Below are 18443 nucleotides of genomic sequence, written 5' to 3' on the forward strand. Positions count from 1 at the left end.
TGAGAGAACGCTTATGACGACAGGCTTGTATCATCCCGATGAATTCAGGGACAACTGCGGTTTTGGCCTGATAGCCCACATGAAGGGCGAGGTTAGCCATAAGCTGTTGGAAACAGCTATTGAATCACTCACCTGCATGACCCACCGGGGAGGCATCGCTGCCGACGGGAAGACCGGTGACGGTTGTGGCCTGCTCTTGCAGAGTCCTAAGGCCTTCCTGGTCAAAGCTGCTGAAGCAGCGTTCGGAAAAAAACCTGGCGACTTATTTGCAGTTGGCCAGGTTTTTTTAGCCCAAGAGGAAGGTAAAGCGGCCGCTGGTCGTGCTGCTGTTGAGCAAAGATTGACCGAGCAAGGGCTGGACATCATGGGGTGGCGCGAAGTGCCCGTTGATGACAGCTGTCTGGGGCCGATGGCGAAAGATTGTTTGCCCCGCATTGAACAGGTGTTTGTTGAGCCCGGCGATAAAAACGAGAAAGAGTTTGCGATCAGCTTGTTCCTTGGCCGTCGGTACGCCGAGCGAGACATGGCTGACGATTCCGAGTTTTACATCTGTAGTCTTTCTCATCGCACATTGGCCTATAAGGGCCTGATGATGCCGGCCGATCTGGCCAACTTCTATAAAGACCTGGGTGACCCGGATCTGGAAACCGCTATCTGCGTTTTTCACCAGCGTTTCTCTACCAATACTATGCCTAAATGGCCGCTGGCTCAGCCGTTCCGCTATCTTGCTCACAACGGTGAAATCAACACCGTTGATGGTAACCGGAACTGGGCGATCGCCCGTGCTGCTAAGTTCAGCTCTCCGGATCTTCCGGATCTGCAAACCTTGCAGCCGCTGGTCAATCTGGCCGGTTCGGATTCGTCCAGCATGGATAACATGCTGGAAATCCTGCTGGCGGGTGGCGTTGATCTGTTCCGTGCCGTGCGAATGATGATTCCGCCGGCCTGGCAGAACGTCGATACTATGGATTCGGATCTGCGTGCTTTTTATGAGTACAACTCCATGCACATGGAGCCCTGGGATGGTCCGGCGGGTCTGGTAATGTCTGACGGTCGCTATGCGCTGTGTATGCTGGACCGGAACGGCTTGCGCCCGGCGCGCTGGGTGATCACGAAAGACGATTTCATCACGTTGGCGTCGGAAGTGGGTACTTACGATTACGCGCCGTCTGATGTTGTGGCCAAAGGCCGGGTCGGTCCGGGCCAAATGCTGGCCATCGATACCGATACCGGTGAGGTTCTGCACACACCAGATATCGATGAACGCTTGAAAAATGCCCAGCCGTATCGCCGTTGGTTGAAAGAAAACGCGTTACGGGTTGAGTCCACGCTTTATCAGGAGTCTCCGGAATTCAAATTGATGGAGCCGGACGAGCTGCTGGTTCAACAGAAGATGTTTAACGTTTCTTTCGAAGAACGTGATCAGGTGCTTCGTCCGCTGGCTGAAGGTGCTCAGGAAGCTGTTGGCTCCATGGGTGACGACACGCCCATGGCTGTGCTTTCAAGCAAAGTTCGGCACGTTGCGGACTATTTCCGCCAAAAGTTTGCGCAGGTGACCAATCCGCCGATCGACCCCTTGCGTGAAACCATCGTGATGTCGCTCGAAACCTGTTTGGGTGCAGAGCGCAACGTTTTTGAAGAAACTGCCGAACACGCCGACCGGGTCATTCTGACTACGCCGGTGTTGTCGCCCGCGAAGTTTCTCCGACTGACCAATAACCAGCGTCCCGGTTTTGAAGTTGGCCGAGTGGCTCTGAGCTACCGTCCGGAAGAAGGCTTGGAGCAGGCCATCATTCGCGTGTGCGAAGAATCCGCAGCCGCGGTTCGTGATGGCAAAGTGCTGCTGATTCTGAGCGACAAGGATCTGGTGGAAGGCGAGCTGCCGGTAAATGCGTTGATGGCTACTGCAGCGGTTCATCACCACCTGTCAGCAAACGGTTTGCGTTGCGATACCAACCTCATTGTTGAAAGTGGCTGGGTGCGTGACCCGCATCATTTCGCTGTGCTGTTTGGTTTTGGCGCGACAGCCGTGTACCCCTACCTGGCGTATCAGGTGATGAACGATCTGATTCGCACCGGTGAGCTGGTGATGGATCCCATCGAAGCCAAGAACAATTACCGCAAGGGTATCAATAAAGGCCTGCTAAAAATCTTGTCCAAGATGGGCATTTCTACCATTGCTTCATACCGCGGTGCGCAGTTGTTTGAAGCGATTGGCCTGGCTGACAACGTGGTGGACCTGTGCTTCAAAGGTGTGCCCAGCCGCATTCAGGGGGCGGACTTTGGTGATTTTCAGCAAGATCAGGAGCTGCTGGCCTCTGTCGCCTGGAAACCTCGTAAACCGCTGTCGCCCGGTGGTGTACTGAAGTACATCCACGGTCAGGAATACCATGCATTCAACCCGGATGTCGTGGGTAAGCTTCAGGATGCGGTCATCAGCGGCGACTACGGTCAGTACCGCGAATACGCAAGTCTGGTGAATGAGCGTCCGGTTGCAACCCTGCGTGACTTGCTGGTGTTAAAGAAGGGCGTTCAGTCTGTAGATCTAGCTGACGTTGAACCTGTGGAAAACATCTTCCCGCGCTTCGACTCAGCCGCTATGTCGTTGGGGGCGCTGTCTCCGGAAGCGCACGAGGCTCTGGCGGTGGCCATGAATACTCTCGGTGGTCGCTCCAACTCCGGTGAGGGCGGTGAAGACCCGGCGCGCTACGGCACTAACAAGCGTTCCAAGATCAAGCAAGTGGCGTCCGGCCGTTTCGGTGTTACTGCCGAGTACCTGCGCAGTGCCGACGTTATGCAGATCAAAGTTGCTCAGGGTGCCAAGCCGGGTGAAGGTGGTCAGCTACCGGGTGGCAAGGTGAACGACCTGATTGCCCGTTTGCGGTACTCGGTGCCGGGCGTGACGTTGATTTCACCGCCGCCGCACCACGATATTTACTCGATTGAAGACTTGGCTCAGCTGATCTTTGACTTGAAGCAGGTTAACCCTGAAGCGTTGGTGTCGGTGAAGCTGGTGTCCGAGCCGGGTGTCGGCACCATCGCAGCCGGTGTGGCCAAGGCTTACGCCGATCTGATTACGGTGTCCGGTTACGACGGTGGTACAGCGGCCAGCCCGTTGACCTCCATTCGTTACGCGGGTTCGCCGTGGGAGCTTGGTTTGACCGAAACCCAGCAGGCACTTCGCGCCAACGACTTGCGCGGCAAGATTCGCCTGCAAACAGACGGCGGCATCAAAACCGGTCTGGATGTGGTGAAAGCCGCTATTCTGGGGGCCGAAAGCTTCGGTTTTGGGACCACGCCAATGGTTGCGCTGGGTTGTAAGTACCTGCGTATTTGTCACCTGAACAACTGTGCGACCGGTGTTGCTACTCAGAACGATTACCTGCGCGAAGAGCACTTCAAAGGCACCGTCGAGATGGCGATGAACTTCTTCCGCTTTGTTGCTGAGGAAACCCGCGAGTGGATGGCCAAACTGGGCGTTCGCAGCATGGAGGAACTGGTGGGGCGTGTAGATCTACTGGAGCGCCTGCCGGGTAATACCGAGCGTCAGAAGAAGCTGGACCTGACCCGTCTGCTGGAAAACGATCATATTCCGGCCGATAAGCCTCAGACCTGCCAGGTAGAGCGCAACGTACCGTTCGATCAAGGCCAGTTGGCTGAGCAGATCGTGAAAGATACGGCCGCTGCCTTGAACGAAAAGTCCGGTGGCGCCTGGACCTACAAGGTGACCAACTGTGACCGTTCTATTGGCGCCCGTTTGTCCGGTGAAATCGCCGCGCGGTATGGCAACAAAGGCATGTCAGATGCTCCGATTACCCTCGATCTGACGGGTACGGCCGGCCAGAGCTTCGGTGTGTGGAACGTGGGCGGTCTGAACATGGTTCTGCACGGCGATGCCAATGACTACGTGGGCAAAGGTATGACCGGCGGTAAGCTGGTGATCAAACCGCCCCGTGGCAGTGATTTCAAAACCCAGGAAACGTCCATCGTCGGCAATACCTGCTTGTACGGCGCGACTGGCGGCAAGTTGTTTGCCGCGGGTACAGCGGGTGAGCGCTTTGCGGTCCGCAACTCCGGCGCTCACGCGGTTGTGGAAGGCGCTGGCGATCACTGCTGCGAATACATGACTGGCGGCTTGGTGACGGTTCTGGGTGAAACAGGCTACAACTTCGGTGCGGGTATGACCGGTGGTTTCGCCTACGTTCTGGACCTGGATAACACCTTTGTCGACAAGTACAACCACGAGTTGGTTGAGATTCAGCGTATTGCACGAGAAGACATGGAAGCCTACAGAAACCACCTGCGCGGTGTGATTCGTGAGCACATTTCCGAAACCGGAAGTGCTTGGGCGGAACATCTTCTGGAGGATTTCGACGATTACATCAACCGGTTCTGGCTAGTTAAACCAAAGGCCGCCAACTTGCGCAGCCTGTTGGCCAGTACCCGAGCCCGCCCGGAGTAATCGCCGGGAAAACTGTGAGTTGGGCTGCGTTGCGAGCGCAGTCCGCGTCGAAATCGAAAGAATGAGAGCAACACTATGAAAGAACGACTTCATAATGACTTCCAGTTCGTCGAAGTAGGGCGGGTTGACCCGAAGAAAGTTCCGGCGAAAAAGCGGAAGAAAGAGTTCGGTGAAATTTATCATCCGTTCACCGAAACCCACGCGGCCTCTCAGGCACATCGTTGTCTGGAGTGCGGCAACCCGTACTGTGAGTGGAAGTGCCCGGTGCACAACTACATCCCAAACTGGCTCAAGCTGGTGTCGGAAGGCAACATCATGAAAGCGGTCGAGCTGTGCCATCAAACCAACTCGCTGCCTGAAGTGTGTGGCCGTGTTTGTCCTCAGGACCGTCTGTGTGAAGGCGCCTGTACCCTGAACGACGGCTTTGGCGCAGTGACCATCGGTTCGGTGGAAAAGTACATCACTGACACCGCTTTTGCGCTGGGCTGGAAGCCGGATATGTCCAAGGTAAGCTGGACAGACAAAAAGGTGGCCGTGATTGGCGCCGGCCCTGCAGGCTTGGGTTGTGCGGATGTATTGGTGCGCAACGGCGTGAAGCCGGTAGTGTTTGATATCTATCCGGAAATCGGTGGCCTGCTGACGTTTGGTATTCCGGAATTCAAGCTCGAAAAGAGCGTCATGGCCCGTCGCCGTCAGGTGTTCGAAGAGATGGGCATGGAATTCCGCCTGAATACCGAGGTGGGCAAGGACGTGTCGCTCAAGAGTATTCTTGAGGAGTTTGATGCGGTCTTCATGGGCATGGGCACCTACACCTACATGAAAGGTGGCTTCCCGGGTGAGGATCTGCCGGGTGTTCACGATGCACTTCCGTACCTGATCTCCAACGTGAATCGCCGGCTGGGCTTCGAAAAGAAAGCGGCCGACTTTGTTGATATGAAAGGCAAGCGGGTAGTGGTTCTGGGGGGTGGCGACACCGCTATGGACTGCAACCGGACCTCGATTCGCCAACAGGCGGAAAGCGTGACCTGTGCCTATCGCCGGGACGAAGCCAACATGCCGGGTTCCCGCCGCGAAGTGGCGAACGCCAAAGAAGAGGGCGTGAAGTTCCTGTTCAATCGCCAGCCGGTGGAAATCGTTGGTGATGGCAAGGTTGAAGGCGTCAAAGTGGTCACCACGGAGCTTGGCGCGCCGGATGAAAATGGCCGTCGTCGCCCGGAAGTTGTGCCCGGTAGTGAAGAAGTGATTCCGGCTGATGCTGTGCTGGTCGCCTTCGGCTTCCGCCCGAGCCCGGCACCCTGGTTTGAAGACCTTGGCGTGAATACCGACGAATCTGGCCGGGTAACCGCACCAGAGAAAGCGGAACTTCCGTTCCAGACCAGCAACCCGAAAATCTTCGCTGGCGGCGATATGGTTCGCGGTTCGGATCTGGTGGTCACTGCGATTTGGGAAGGTCGACAGGCAGCCGAAGGCATCATGGACTACCTGGATGTCTGAGTAAAAGCTTGATCGGTGTCAGAAGGGCGGCTTCCTAAGGGAAAGCCGCCCTTTTTTATTGGCGCAAACGGGGTATCATTGGCACCCATTGTCTCTGACCCATAAACGATGAGAAGACTGAAACTATGACTGAGTTGAAGAACGATCGCTTCCTGCGCGCCCTGATGCGCCAGCCTGTGGACCGTACCCCGGTGTGGATGATGCGTCAGGCGGGCCGTTACCTGCCGGAGTACCGCGCAACCCGGGCCCAGGCGGGTGACTTCCTCAGTCTGTGCAAGAACACGCCGTTGGCCTGCGAAGTAACCCTGCAGCCATTGGAGCGTTATCCGTTGGACGCGGCGATTTTGTTCTCTGATATCCTGACCATTCCCGATGCGCTGGGGCTTGGTTTGTATTTCGAAACCGGCGAAGGTCCGAAGTTCCGCAAAGTAATCCGCTCGGAAGCCGATGTAGACGCACTGCCAAACATCAAGGCGGAGTCTGATCTGGATTATGTGATGAATGCGGTATCGACCATTCGCCGTGAATTGAATGGCCGTGTTCCGTTGATTGGTTTCTCTGGTAGCCCGTGGACACTGGCGACTTATATGGTTGAGGGTGGTTCTTCGAAGGATTTCCGCGAAACCAAGAAGTTGGCGTACGGTCAGCCGGAAGTGATGCATCGCTTGCTGGATCACTTAGCGGATTCGGTGATTGACTACTTGAACGGCCAGATCAAAGCCGGTGCTCAGGCGGTTCAGATTTTTGATACCTGGGGTGGCGTGCTGAGCGGTTGGGCGTATGAAGAGTTCTCCCTGCGCTATATGAAGAAGATTGTAGACGGGCTGATTCGTGAAAACGAAGGTCGCCGTGTACCGGTGATTCTGTTTACCAAGAATGGTGGCCAGTGGCTGGAGTCGATTGCCGATACTGGTTGTGATGCGGTTGGTCTGGACTGGACCACGGACATCGGCAATGCTCGTGCGCGAGTGGGTGATCGGGTTGCTCTGCAGGGCAACATGGATCCGACTATGTTGTATGCGCCTAAGAAGCGTATCCGTGAGGAGGTGGAAGATATTCTGTCTCGTTACGGGCAGGGCACTGGACACATCTTCAACCTGGGTCACGGTATTACACCGGAAGTGGATCCGGAGCATGCTGGGGCGTTCATTGAGGCGGTTGTGGAGCTGAGTGGCAAGTACCATCAGCAGTAATTAAGTTCCGGAGATAGTCGTCCTCTAGATTGCGAGTGTGGTGCTAGCGATCTGGCGGGACGGCCTCCGAAAAACCGCTACGAGCCCCCGCAAGCGGGTCCGGCCAGCAATCATAGATTGCTGTCGTTCGTCGGCGCATGAAGCTGCGCTTCATAAACGCTTGTCTCACCCATGTGCGCTTCTCTTCGGCCATCCTTGGCCTTCGAAATTTTTCGGAGGCCGTCCCACCAGCTCGCTTTAAGCTTCGCTGCTGTTCGCCAATAGCAACGGGTTTCGTTTAGAGAAGTTCGTGGTGATGGATTCCCCTTTGTGTCCGGTCTATAGTCATAGCAGATCTATTAAAGACTTGGAGACACGCTTTGGCTGCCCAAAATCCCGAAAATCGCCGTTTCCACCGTATTAGCTTTGATGCTCCCTGTGAGCTGCATTGGCAGGAACAGGTGTGGTCAACGGAGGTGTTGGATATCTCCCTCAAGGGGGCGCTTGTAGAGCGGCCAGAAGGCTGGGGTGTGCCACTCGGTGAGCCCTGTGAGCTTGTTATACAGCTGAACGGCCACGAGGCGGGCATTGTGATGGCGGTGGAGTTGGTGCACGTTGAAGGGCATCGTCTGGGCTTTAAATGCCAGTACATCGATATCGAAAGTGCGATGCATTTGCGGCGGCTGGTCGAGTTGAATCTGGGCGATCCGGATTTGTTGGAGCGAGAGCTCGCGCATCTGATTGAATAAGAGGAGGAGTTTAAAACTCCTCCAATGCCGAAAGCGCATCCGATAGTTTGGTCACCGGAATAACCTTCATCCCCTCGATAGGCTTACGCGGTGCATTGGCTTTTGGAACCAGTGCCCGGGTGAAGCCATGCTTGGAGGCTTCGTAAATTCGCTCTTGCCCGCTAGGCACGGGGCGAATCTCGCCGGAAAGGCCGACTTCCCCGAAAATCACCAAATCCTGCGGCAAAGCCCTGTTGCGGAAAGACGAAACAACCGCAGCCAGCAGCGCCAAATCCGCGCTGGTCTCAGCTACCTTCACGCCGCCAACCACGTTCACAAACACATCCTGATCCGCCACATGCATACCACCATGACGGTGCAGAACCGCTAACAACATCGCCAAACGATTCTGATCCAAGCCAACCGCAACCCGTCTTGGGTAACTGCCCTGAGCCATATCCACCAATGCCTGAATCTCCACCAGCATCGGCCGAGTGCCTTCCCAGACCACCATCACCACACTGCCCGGAGCGGCGTCTTCGCCGCGGTTCAGGAAAATGGCGCTGGGGTTTTTTACCTCTTTCAGGCCCTGTTCCAGCATGGCGAAAACGCCCAGTTCATTCACCGCGCCAAATCGGTTCTTGATGCCCCGCAGGGTGCGGTAACGGCTGTCGCTGGAGCCTTCCAGCAGGATCGAGCAGTCGATCATGTGTTCCAGCACTTTTGGCCCGGCCAAGCTGCCGTCTTTGGTGACGTGGCCAACCAAAAACAAGATGGTGCCGGTCTGCTTGGCGAAGCGGGTCAGGTAAGCGGCGCTTTCGCGCACTTGCGAGACGGAGCCGGGAGCCGATTCGATGTCGGCAACGTGCATCACCTGAATACTGTCCACCACCAGAATGCGCGGCTTTTCTGCTTCGGCCACTTGCATGACCCGCTCGACGCTGGTCTCCGACAGCATTTTCAGGTCTTTGGTAGGCAGGCCGAGTCGCTTGGCGCGCATGGCCACCTGTTGCAGCGATTCCTCACCCGTTACATACAGGGCGGGGTGCTGGGCTGCCAACTGGCATACGGCTTGAAGTAACAAGGTACTTTTACCGGCGCCGGGATGGCCGCCCATTAACACCGCTGAGCCTTCGATCAGGCCGCCACCGAGCACGCGGTCAAATTCCTGCATACCGGTGCTGATGCGGGCCTGTTCGGCCAGGCTGACCTCGTCAAGGCTTTTCACCTCCGACAAGCTGCCGGCATAGCCCTCGAAGCGAATGCCTCGAACGCCTTTGGTGTTGTTGCCGGAGATGCCGCGCACTTCGCTGACGGTATTCCAGGCCTGGCAGGCGGTGCATTGGCCCTGCCATTTGGAGTAATCAGCGCCGCACTCGGTGCAGACGTACGCTGTTTTGGTCTTTGCCATTACGCCAGCTTCTTGTACTTCATGCGCTTGGGCTGCATCGCAGAATCGCCCTTACGCTTCTTGAAGTCGGCGTCGTATTCCGTGAAGTTGCCATCGAAATACACTACCTCGCCGTCGTCTTCGAACGCCAGGATGTGTGTTGCCACACGGTCCAAGAACCAACGGTCGTGCGAGATCACCAGTGCAGAGCCCGGGAAGTTCAGCAGTGCTTCTTCCAGTGCGCGCAGGGTTTCTACGTCGAGGTCGTTGGTGGGTTCGTCCAGCAGCAGCACGTTGCCGCCCTGTTTCAGCAGCTTGGCGAGATGCAGTCGGTTACGCTCACCGCCAGACAGGTCGCCAACACGCTTCTGCTGGTCGGTGCCTTTGAAGTTAAAGCGGCCCACGTAAGCCCGGGACGGGGTCTCGTAGTTGCCGACTTTGATGATGTCGTTGCCGTCAGACAGCTCTTCCCAAACGGTCTTGCTGCCATCCAGATCGCGCATTTGATCGACATACGCAAGTTCAACGGTCTCGCCAACGGTGATGGAGCCGGAGTTTGGCTGGTCCATGCCGGCGATCATCTTGAACAGCGTCGATTTACCCGCGCCGTTACCACCGATGATGCCTACAATGGCTCCGGGAGGCACGGTCAGTGAAACGTCTTCGTACAGCAGGCGGTCGCCAAAGGCTTTGCTGATGCCTTCAACTTCAATCACCTTGTCGCCCAGACGCGGTCCGGGTGGGATGTACAGCTCGTTGGTTTCGTTACGCTTCTGGAATTCCTGAGAACTCATTTCTTCGAAGCGAGACAGACGGGCCTTGCTCTTGGACTGGCGGCCTTTGGCATTCGAGCGAACCCATTCCAGCTCTTGCTTAACAGCTTTCTGGTGAGCCGCTTCCTGTTTGGATTCCATCTCCAGACGTTTTTCTTTGTTCTCCAGCCACTGGCTGTAGTTACCTTCAAACGGAATGCCCTGGCCACGGTCCAGTTCGAGAATCCAGCCGGCGACGTTGTCCAGGAAGTAACGGTCGTGGGTAATCGCAACCACGGTACCTTCGTAATCGTGCAGGAAGCGCTCCAGCCAGGCGACGGACTCTGCGTCCAAGTGGTTCGTCGGCTCGTCGAGCAGCAGCATGTCCGGGCCGGAAAGCAGCAAGCGGCACAGGGCTACCCGGCGGCGCTCACCACCGGACAGAACTTTTACTTTCTGATCCCAAGCCGGAAGGCGCAGTGCGTCGGCGGCGACTTCCATTTTGCGTTCGATGTCGTGGCCGTCGGTGGCCTGGATGATGGCTTCCAGTTTGCCTTGTTTCTTGGCCAGTTCGTCAAAGTCGGCGTCGGGCTCGGCGTACGCGGCGTACACCTGATCAAGCTCGGCCAAGGCGTTGTGAACGTGAGCAACAGATTCGTCCACAATTTCTTTGACGGTTTTCTCTTCGTCCAGTTCGGGTTCCTGCGGCAGGTAGCCAACATTGATGCCGGGCTGCGGGCGGGCTTCACCGATGTAATCCTGGTCAACGCCAGCCATAATGCGAAGCAGGGTGGATTTACCGGAACCGTTCAGGCCGAGTACGCCAATTTTGGCGCCCGGAAAGAAACTAAGAGAAATGTCTTTCAGGATTTCTCGCTTGGGTGGTACCACTTTGCCCACGCGGTCCATGCTGTATACGTAAGACCCTGTTGAGCCTGTTTTGTTACCTTTTGACAATTTAAATACCTTTTAGATTCGATGATTCGGGGCTTCCTGTGAGTTCTGCGACAGGTAGCTACGTAATGTTGGCGGTCGCGAAAAACCATAAAGCGCTAATGTGAAAATAGTAACTTTTGTCGGTGATTTATGGTTTTTCCAATCAAAGTAAGTAGGTTGGGCAATGAGACCAGAGTTAAGCCTTTGCTTCAAGGCTCTGTGCCGGTCTATTGGCCCAGCCTCTATGCCTGCATGAAAGTGGGTGTTCGGTCACCCATTGTTCAATAGCGTTTTCCTAGTGGCCAGGTTTCGTAGATGGTTGCATTAGGGCGTCGTCAAAATACTTTAGGATAATTCCTGAGCCATCAAGTTTTGACATTTTCCTGATAAAACCGCCACAAAGCCGTGACACTCAGTGGTTCATCATACCCGCTCAACGTCAGGTCAGACTTTCTGAGTCGTTAATGTGGTGGTTATTGTCATGAGCATAATCCTATCTCGCCAGTTTCAGGGATTTGTAGCGGCCGGTGGCCTGGCCACGCTGTTGCACTGGCTGGTAATGGCCTCCTTAATCGGCACCGGGCTTGCCCCCGTACTAGCAACTGCTTGCGGAAGTGTGTCTGGTGCGGTTCTGAATTATAGCCTTCAGCGATGTCTTGCGTTCCGCAGCGCCGGCCCTCATAGCGTTACGTTGATACGTTATATCAGCGCCTGTTTTGGTGCATGGTTCTGCAATCTCGGCTTCTTTTTCCTGCTCAGTAGTTTTCTTGCCCTTCCTGTCACTCTGTCACAAATCGTCACCACAGCGCTTGTCGCTGCACTGAATTACATCGTCTACCAGAGGCTGGTTTTCCATGAACAAACGTTGTGAATTGCCCGTTGTACCTTTTGACGGTCGGTCTGATAAGCCGCTGTTATCGTTGGTGGTGCCGCTATATAACGAACGTCCGATGCTGCCCCTTTTCTTTGACCGGGTTCTACCGGTGCTGGCCACCCTGGAGCTGCATTGGGAAATGGTGCTGGTTGATGATGGCAGTGATGATGGCAGCGCTCAATACATCCGCGATGTTATTGAGCGAACGCCCGGCATTCGGTTGATTAAGCTGAGCCGGAATTTCGGCAAAGAGGCCGCAATGACAGCGGGTCTGGAATATGCCAGCGGCGATGCGGTGATCGTGTTGGATGCAGACTTGCAAGACCCGCCGGAGCAAATTCCGGCAATGGTTGAGTGCTGGCAGTCGGGTGTCGACGTTGTTCTGATGCAGCGGCGCTCACGGGCGGGCGAAACCGCATTCAAGCGCTGGAGCGCGCATCTGTTCTATAGACTGCTGAATCGAACCAGCCGAACAAATATTCCCGTCGATACGGGTGATTTTCGGTTAATGAGCCGTAAAGCCGTTGACGCGTTGTTAGTGCTGACGGAACGCAACCGTTACATGAAAGGACTGTTTGCCTGGATTGGTATGTCTACACAGGTTATTCAGTACGATCGAGAGCCCCGAGCGGCAGGCGAAACAAAATGGGATTACCCCGGGCTGGTCGGGTTGGCGCTGGAAGGGCTGACTTCGTTTTCTGTATCGCCATTGCGCTGGGCAATATTGATCGGACTAATCGCGGCCAGCATGGGCGCAGTTTTCGGAGTGTGGATTGTGGTCAAGGCATTAATGCTGGGTGATGCCACCAGCGGTTACCCTTCGCTGATGGCGATGATCAGCTTCCTCGGCGGTGTTCAGTTGATGAGTGTGGGTATTGTGGGGGAGTACGTTGGCAAGACCTACATGGAATCAAAGCAGCGCCCGGTGTACCTGGCAGATGAGGTGATCGAAAACCGGAATGGCACACATCGACAGGTACACCGTAAAACAACGGGGGTGCGGCATGTCAAAGCGGTTTAGCGTATGGCTGTTGATACTGGTTGCAGTGCTGGTTAGCCGCTTTATCGGTATGGCTCTTTTTCCCTTTTCCGATACCACAGAGCCGCGCTACGCGGAAATTGCCCGCCTGATGGTCGAAACCGGTGACTGGATTACGCCCTGGTTCGAGCCGAACGTTCCTTTTTGGGGTAAACCGCCTTTGTCTTTCTGGGCGCAGGCACTGTCCATTAAGGCATTCGGCGTTACCGAGTTTTCGCTGAGATTTCCGTCTTGGTTGGCAACGCTTGCCATGGTGTGGCTGGTTTGGCGACTTGCGCTGCAAATCTGGAGTGTTCAGGTGGCTCGATGGAGTTGCCTCGTGTTCGCCACCATGGCACTTACTTACATCAGCGCCGGCGCGGTCATGACGGACGCCTTTCTGGCGCTAGGAACGACCCTTGCCTTGGTTAGTTTCTGTCTGGTGGTGGCTGGAGAGGGTGGGCTGTGGCGGTGGCTTTTTTTTCTTGGAATTGCGATCGGGCTTCTGTCTAAAGGGCCGTTAGCTTTGGTTCTAATCGGAATTCCCATTGTACTTTGGTTGTCTCTTTCTTGGAGGGAGGCGATCAATAATCTGCAGAGTCTACCATGGTGCCGGGGGACCTTGATGACGGCGGTTCTGGTCTGCCCATGGTACCTGTTGGCTGAACTTAAAACCCCCGGATTCCTGGACTACTTTATCGTAGGAGAGCATATTCGCCGGTTTTTGGATCCGGGGTGGGTGGGCGATCTCTACGGCAGTGCCCATAATCAACCTAAAGGCATGATCTGGATGTTCTGGTTGTGGGCCTCGTTTCCTTGGGGCATCGTTGCCTTGGTCAGCCTGGCGGTTGCATGGTTCCGTGGGAAACGCCGCGGCATTGTGAGCAAGACATTGTCAGACCCGGGCGCCAGCTTTTTGTTGGTCAGCTCGCTGGCTCCTATGCTGTTTTTCACGCTGGCCGGCAATACACTCTGGACATACATTTTACCGTCGTTACCGTTTACGGCTATTTTGATCGGCCGTTGGGCGTCGGAATGTCAGTCTTTCCGATTGGCCCGGGTGCGGGGAGGCTTGGTTGCATTGGTCCCGGTTTTACTGGCCGTGTTCGTGGGCTTGGCCGCCACCGGGTGGCAGTCGCTCAAGACAGAGAAAGAACTGGTGGGCTATTATCAGTTAACGCGAACAGCCGACGACAGTCCGTTGATTTACTTGGATGACCTGCCATTTTCAGCCCGATTTTACTCAGGTGGGACCGCTCTGGAAGAAACAGAAAATGGTTTGAACCGCTTGCAAGCGGCCGAGACGTATCAGCATTTGTATGTTGCGGTTCCCCGAAACTGGCGGAAAGAGAAAGTGGCAGGCTTGGCGACTTCTGCCCGAAAAGTTATGGAAAATAGACGTTATCAATTGTTGGTCATTGCCGGAATGCGCGATGATCAGCCATCGGTGCCTGACGCTAACGGAGTACGCTTGAGTGACATCTAATCAACCACCGCTCAGACTATTAATTGTTGAAGACCAGGTCGACCTTGCGGAAAATCTGTTCGAATTCCTGGGTGAAGAACGCTATGTATTGGACTTTGCAGCTGACGGCTTGACGGCGTTGCATTTGCTGGCCACGCAAAACTACGACGTTATCGTGCTCGACCTGATGCTGCCCGGCGTCAATGGCTATGATATTTGTCAACGTATCCGCAATGACCTGCAGTGCCAGACCCCTGTTATTCTGATGACAGCATTGGGCGGCCTGCCTGACAAGGAGAAAGGGTTTGATTGCGGTGCAGATGATTACCTCGTGAAGCCTTTTGAGCTGCGTGAGTTGCAACTGCGGGTTGAAGCCTTGCATCGACGCTATGCGCCACAGAGGCCGATCCTGTCAGCGGGTGATATTCGGTTCGATCCGGGCACGTTGGAAGTAGAATTGAACGGATCGAAAACGTCTTTGTCCGGGACACCTGCCCGCCTGTTTGAATTGTTGGTTCGTGCATACCCGAGTTTTCTCAGCCATGAAGCGCTGAGTGAAGCACTTTGGGGAGCGCGTCATGTGGGAGTGGAGGGAAACAGTCTTCGTACCCACATCTACACGCTTCGAAAGTCGCTGCAGGCCAGTTTGGGCCGTGGGCTGGTTAAAACGGTTCATGGTCGAGGGTACAGCTTGGAAGTCCCTGCGGGCACCTCTGCGATAAAAGCGCCTGAAACGCCATGAAATCATCTTTGAGTGCACGTCTAACCCGTACCCTGTTTTTCCTGATTGCCGCCACAACTGCAACCTCAATGTTTATTGTCGAGCTATTCGTTAATGATGTTGAGGACACCATTCTTAGTCTTGAACTGAAGGCCGACGCCGAATTTTTTACCGCGCAACTTCAGAACGGGACATTTCAACCCATAAAAACGGCTCAGCTAGAGGCCGTTTTTCTGTCTGAAGGCGAGGCGGAGCTTTTGCTTCCCGAATATTTTCGTGGCCGCTCGCTGCCATTTTCCGACGAAATCGAGATCGGCGAGACAACGCTGTTAATCCTCGGTGAACAGCTGGAACACCCCGACGGCAAGCTCTTCCTGGCTCAGGATATTACCATCATGGAGAATCGTGAGTCCCTGGTGCAGATCGCTCTTGTTGGCGTAGCGGGCTTCATGCTTCTTGTCGGCTTTTTTGTTGCGCGAACCGGAGCGCAATATCTGGTGCGCCCCTTCAGGAGGTTAACCCTCGAAGTTATGAGTACAAAGCCGGGGTCGTCCATGGAGCAAATTGATACGGGCTACCGTGATCAGGAATTCTGTGACATTGCAGAGGCGTTTAACCGCTTTTTGTCCGAGCTTGAACATCACGTTGAGCGAGAAAAGTCGTTTGTGAAGTTGGCCAGTCATGAGCTGCGAACACCGTTGGCCGTGATAAGTGGGGCGTTGAATGTGCTGGAACAACGGCAAAGTTTGTCGCCAGCGGATCAGAATACCCTCGCCCGTATTCGCCGTGCTGTGCAAACCATGCGCGACGATACCGAGGTTCTGCTTGAGCTTGCTCGCAGTGAAGTGTCCGAAAGCGATGCGAAGATCATAGTGCTTCAAGAGGTGGTCCAGAACACGGTCGATGATCTGGAGCATAGCAACCCGGATCATGCCGGGCGCATCACGGTTCACAGCAGTGGACGAGGCTTGAAAGTCGAAACTCATCCCGCCCTGGTGCGAATGTTAATTCGCAACTTGTTGCAAAATGCGCTTCGGCACACCCGTGCTGCAGTCGAAGTTCGGATGATCGCAAACAAAATTACGGTGAGAGATTTTGGGTCCGGATTGCCCATTCTAGTAACCGAGCATCTAAAAGCCGCCAAAGCACCGAGTGCTATTACCTCTGCAACCGGCGAACTCAGCAACACTACCTTTGGGTTGCTGATTGTTCGCCTGGTTTGTGAACGGTTAGGCTGGGACTTGGAGATAGCCCAGTCAGATAGCGAAGGTACGGAATTTGTGATTCACGTTCATAGCCTGGATTGATCGTGTTCGTCAGATAGCCCATAGGCCTGTTCCCTGTACAGTTTCAGGGGCAGGAGCGCATGGGCCAGTGCTTTTCTTGTAGCCGCCTCTTCGGGTGCGCCTGATAAATATCGAGTGCTCCGGGTTTGTGGCGAGTAAACCCCTGCTAAGGGTTCTTGGTCAGGGCGCAATACCGTCACATTGAGGTCGCTGTCCATCCAGGCGTAGTAATCGTTGAACTGCATAATCGCCCGGCCGGGTGCGTTCGGAAATCTCACCAGATCACGCCCTACCATGGGATGCTCACTGGTAATGCCCATGAGTGAAAGCAGAGTCGGTGCAAGATCAATCTGGCTCGCCATTGTTTCGATGCGCCGGCCTTCGATATCTGCTCCGAGTATGAGCCCCGGAATCTGGAAATTCTTGATAGGAACCAATTCGTCGCCCCAGACCCGGGCATCATGGTCAGCGACGATCAGGAACAAAGTGTCTTCCCAATAAGCGCTGTTACGCGCGGTGTTTATGAATTCACCCAAAGCATGATCCGCGTATTTCACGGCATTGTTGACGGTGTTCTTCTCTTTGTCGTACTGCTCTATTCGGTTGTCGGGGTATTCAAACGGTGTGTGATTAGAGGAAGAAAAAACCAACCGGAAAAAGGGTTTTCCGGAGTCATGAAGTTTTTGCAGGTCTTCTTGGGTTTTTGCGAACAGGTCTTCATCACTAACACCCCAGCTTCCGGTAAAAGTAGGGTTGGTGTAGTTCTGCTGGTCCAGGATCTTGTCAAAGCCGTTGCCTGAAAAAAAGCTGCGCATATTGTCAAAATGCGCTTCTCCACCGTAGATAAAGCCCGTGTCGTAGCCTTTGTTTTTTAACAGGCCAGCCAGTGTAAAAAAACCGGTTTGAGACAGAGATAGTTTGACCACGCTGCGGGCCGGAGATGGCAAAAAGCCGGAGACTACGGCCTCAACACCCCGAACAGATCGTGTGCCCGTTGCGTACAGATTCTCAAACCACCAACCTGAATCTTGCAAAGCCTTTAAACGAGGAGTGACTGGCGTGCCGCCCAAGGATTCAACAAACGTTGCGCCCAGGCTTTCCTCCAGAATGATCACTAGATTAAGAGGATGCGGTCGCTTTTGAACAGGGGTTTGCTGGTGCAGCGTTGGAAACCGCTTGGAGCTGAATTCAGCATCACTGAGCCATGGTGCGCTCCTGATTTCGCTCAGTATTTCAGACATCTCTAACTGACCGTAGCTGGCACTCGCATCGTCCTCGTGTTTGAGGTTGTAGATTGCAAAAGCCGCAGACCAGGTAGAGTTGATGATCAATGAATTCACGAGCGCATCGGAGGTCAGTGCAAACATCGCCGGGTTGGCCGGACGGTGGCCAGTTGTGGAGCGGATGCTTATAAAAACAGCCAGAACCACGATGGGCCATACCAGAATCGCTTTACGATAGCTGCCTGTAGAGGTCTCCTGTGCCCATGGGCGCAGGAGCCAGGCGAACAGGGTGGTCAGTGAAACACACAGAAAGATCCCAATGGTTACGGTGGATAAATAGCCCTCCCAAAGCATGCTCAGCACTTCCTTGGGGTAATTCAGGTATTCGATAAATAGGCGGTTAGGCCGGGTATCGTACTCGGCGATGAAGGTCGGCGTGGACAGTTCCATAAAGAGAAACATGAACACGACGATAAGTGCCCAAAGGCCTGTCAGTCGCTTCCAGGCCTGCCAGCTATATCGATGGCCCATAATAGGCAAGAGCAAAACCAGGGGTGCCGCGGCCATGCCCGCTATGATCAGATCCACTCGTAACCCGTGAAGAAAAATGCCCGGCCATATGGATGTCGCTGCAACCCGGTCGAATTGCCATGCCACCAACAGTGTTCTGGATAAACTGCCGATGAGGAGTATCGCGACAAACAGCATTAATATCGGAGCGTAGGCGCCGGCCCAGCTGAACCCTCGATACATGAGTTCCGGAAAAGAGTGATGTCTGGATGAAAGGGGTGAAGTCACATCTGCACTCGCATTTGGAGGATCCGCCTGAGCGAATTGTTAATGGGAATGCTCAATATAAAAGGGGGCGTGTCAGCGTCGGGTCAGGAAAACATCAAGAAATTGTCAAAATATCTGACGCCAA

General features: G+C 54.8%; 12 protein-coding genes. 9 read left to right on the plus strand and 3 right to left on the minus strand.

The window, feature by feature from the left end; genetic code table 11:
- The first annotated feature begins 13 nt into the window (after positions 1–13).
- The 4 genes from gltB to MWU64_RS13150 all read left to right on the plus strand — a co-directional run bounded on the left by gltB (position 14) and on the right by MWU64_RS13150 (position 7877).
- On the plus strand, positions 14–4462 hold the full coding sequence (gltB, locus tag MWU64_RS13135) for a glutamate synthase large subunit (RefSeq protein WP_247064845.1): 4449 nt from the start codon (positions 14–16) through the stop codon (positions 4460–4462).
- A gap of 75 nt (positions 4463–4537) precedes the next feature.
- Complete coding sequence (locus MWU64_RS13140; RefSeq protein ID WP_247064846.1) at positions 4538–5956, plus strand: FAD-dependent oxidoreductase; 1419 nt, start codon at positions 4538–4540, stop codon at positions 5954–5956.
- A 125-nt stretch (positions 5957–6081) separates the two neighbouring features.
- Positions 6082–7149, plus strand: coding sequence for a uroporphyrinogen decarboxylase (gene hemE / locus MWU64_RS13145; RefSeq protein ID WP_247064847.1), 1068 nt, complete (start codon positions 6082–6084; stop codon positions 7147–7149).
- 359 nt (positions 7150–7508) lie between these two features.
- Entirely contained in the window at positions 7509–7877 is a 369-nt protein-coding gene (locus MWU64_RS13150; RefSeq protein WP_247064848.1) for a PilZ domain-containing protein, read from the plus strand.
- Positions 7878–7887: 10 nt separating this feature from the next.
- On the opposite strand, the gene radA is transcribed toward MWU64_RS13150, so the two are convergent.
- Both radA and ettA read right to left on the minus strand, forming a co-directional pair.
- Complete coding sequence (radA, locus tag MWU64_RS13155; protein ID WP_247064849.1) at positions 7888–9267, minus strand: DNA repair protein RadA; 1380 nt, start codon at positions 9265–9267, stop codon at positions 7888–7890.
- Entirely contained in the window at positions 9267–10955 is a 1689-nt protein-coding gene (ettA, locus tag MWU64_RS13160) for an energy-dependent translational throttle protein EttA (RefSeq protein WP_281496367.1), read from the minus strand. Before ettA ends, radA begins: the two co-directional genes overlap by 1 nt.
- Positions 10956–11415: 460 nt before the next feature.
- Between ettA and MWU64_RS13165 the strand changes: the two genes are divergently transcribed.
- Genes MWU64_RS13165 through MWU64_RS13185 form a run of 5 tightly spaced genes read left to right on the plus strand, consistent with a single transcriptional unit; the run spans position 11416 to position 16319 of the window.
- Entirely contained in the window at positions 11416–11805 is a 390-nt protein-coding gene (locus MWU64_RS13165; RefSeq protein WP_247064850.1) for a GtrA family protein, read from the plus strand.
- Positions 11789–12829, plus strand: coding sequence for a glycosyltransferase family 2 protein (locus MWU64_RS13170; protein WP_247064851.1), 1041 nt, complete (start codon positions 11789–11791; stop codon positions 12827–12829). The genes MWU64_RS13165 and MWU64_RS13170 overlap by 17 nt, the downstream gene beginning before the upstream one ends.
- Positions 12813–14312: a glycosyltransferase family 39 protein gene (locus tag MWU64_RS13175; protein ID WP_247064852.1), complete on the plus strand. Its 1500-nt coding sequence runs from the start codon at positions 12813–12815 to the stop codon at positions 14310–14312. The genes MWU64_RS13170 and MWU64_RS13175 overlap by 17 nt, the downstream gene beginning before the upstream one ends.
- The gene (locus tag MWU64_RS15485; protein ID WP_247064853.1) at positions 14302–15033 is read left to right on the plus strand and encodes a response regulator transcription factor; all 732 of its coding nucleotides are present in this window, start codon (positions 14302–14304) and stop codon (positions 15031–15033) included. Before MWU64_RS13175 ends, MWU64_RS15485 begins: the two co-directional genes overlap by 11 nt.
- Entirely contained in the window at positions 15030–16319 is a 1290-nt protein-coding gene (locus tag MWU64_RS13185) for a HAMP domain-containing sensor histidine kinase (RefSeq protein ID WP_247064854.1), read from the plus strand. Before MWU64_RS15485 ends, MWU64_RS13185 begins: the two co-directional genes overlap by 4 nt.
- Here the strand turns inward: MWU64_RS13185 and MWU64_RS13190 are convergent.
- Complete coding sequence (locus tag MWU64_RS13190) at positions 16304–18319, minus strand: LTA synthase family protein (RefSeq protein WP_247064855.1); 2016 nt, start codon at positions 18317–18319, stop codon at positions 16304–16306. The genes MWU64_RS13185 and MWU64_RS13190 overlap by 16 nt on opposite strands.
- Positions 18320–18443 lie beyond the last annotated feature (124 nt).

The sequence above is a fragment of the Marinobacter sp. S0848L genome (assembly GCF_023016065.1).
Taxonomy (GTDB): Bacteria; Pseudomonadota; Gammaproteobacteria; order Pseudomonadales; family Oleiphilaceae; genus Marinobacter.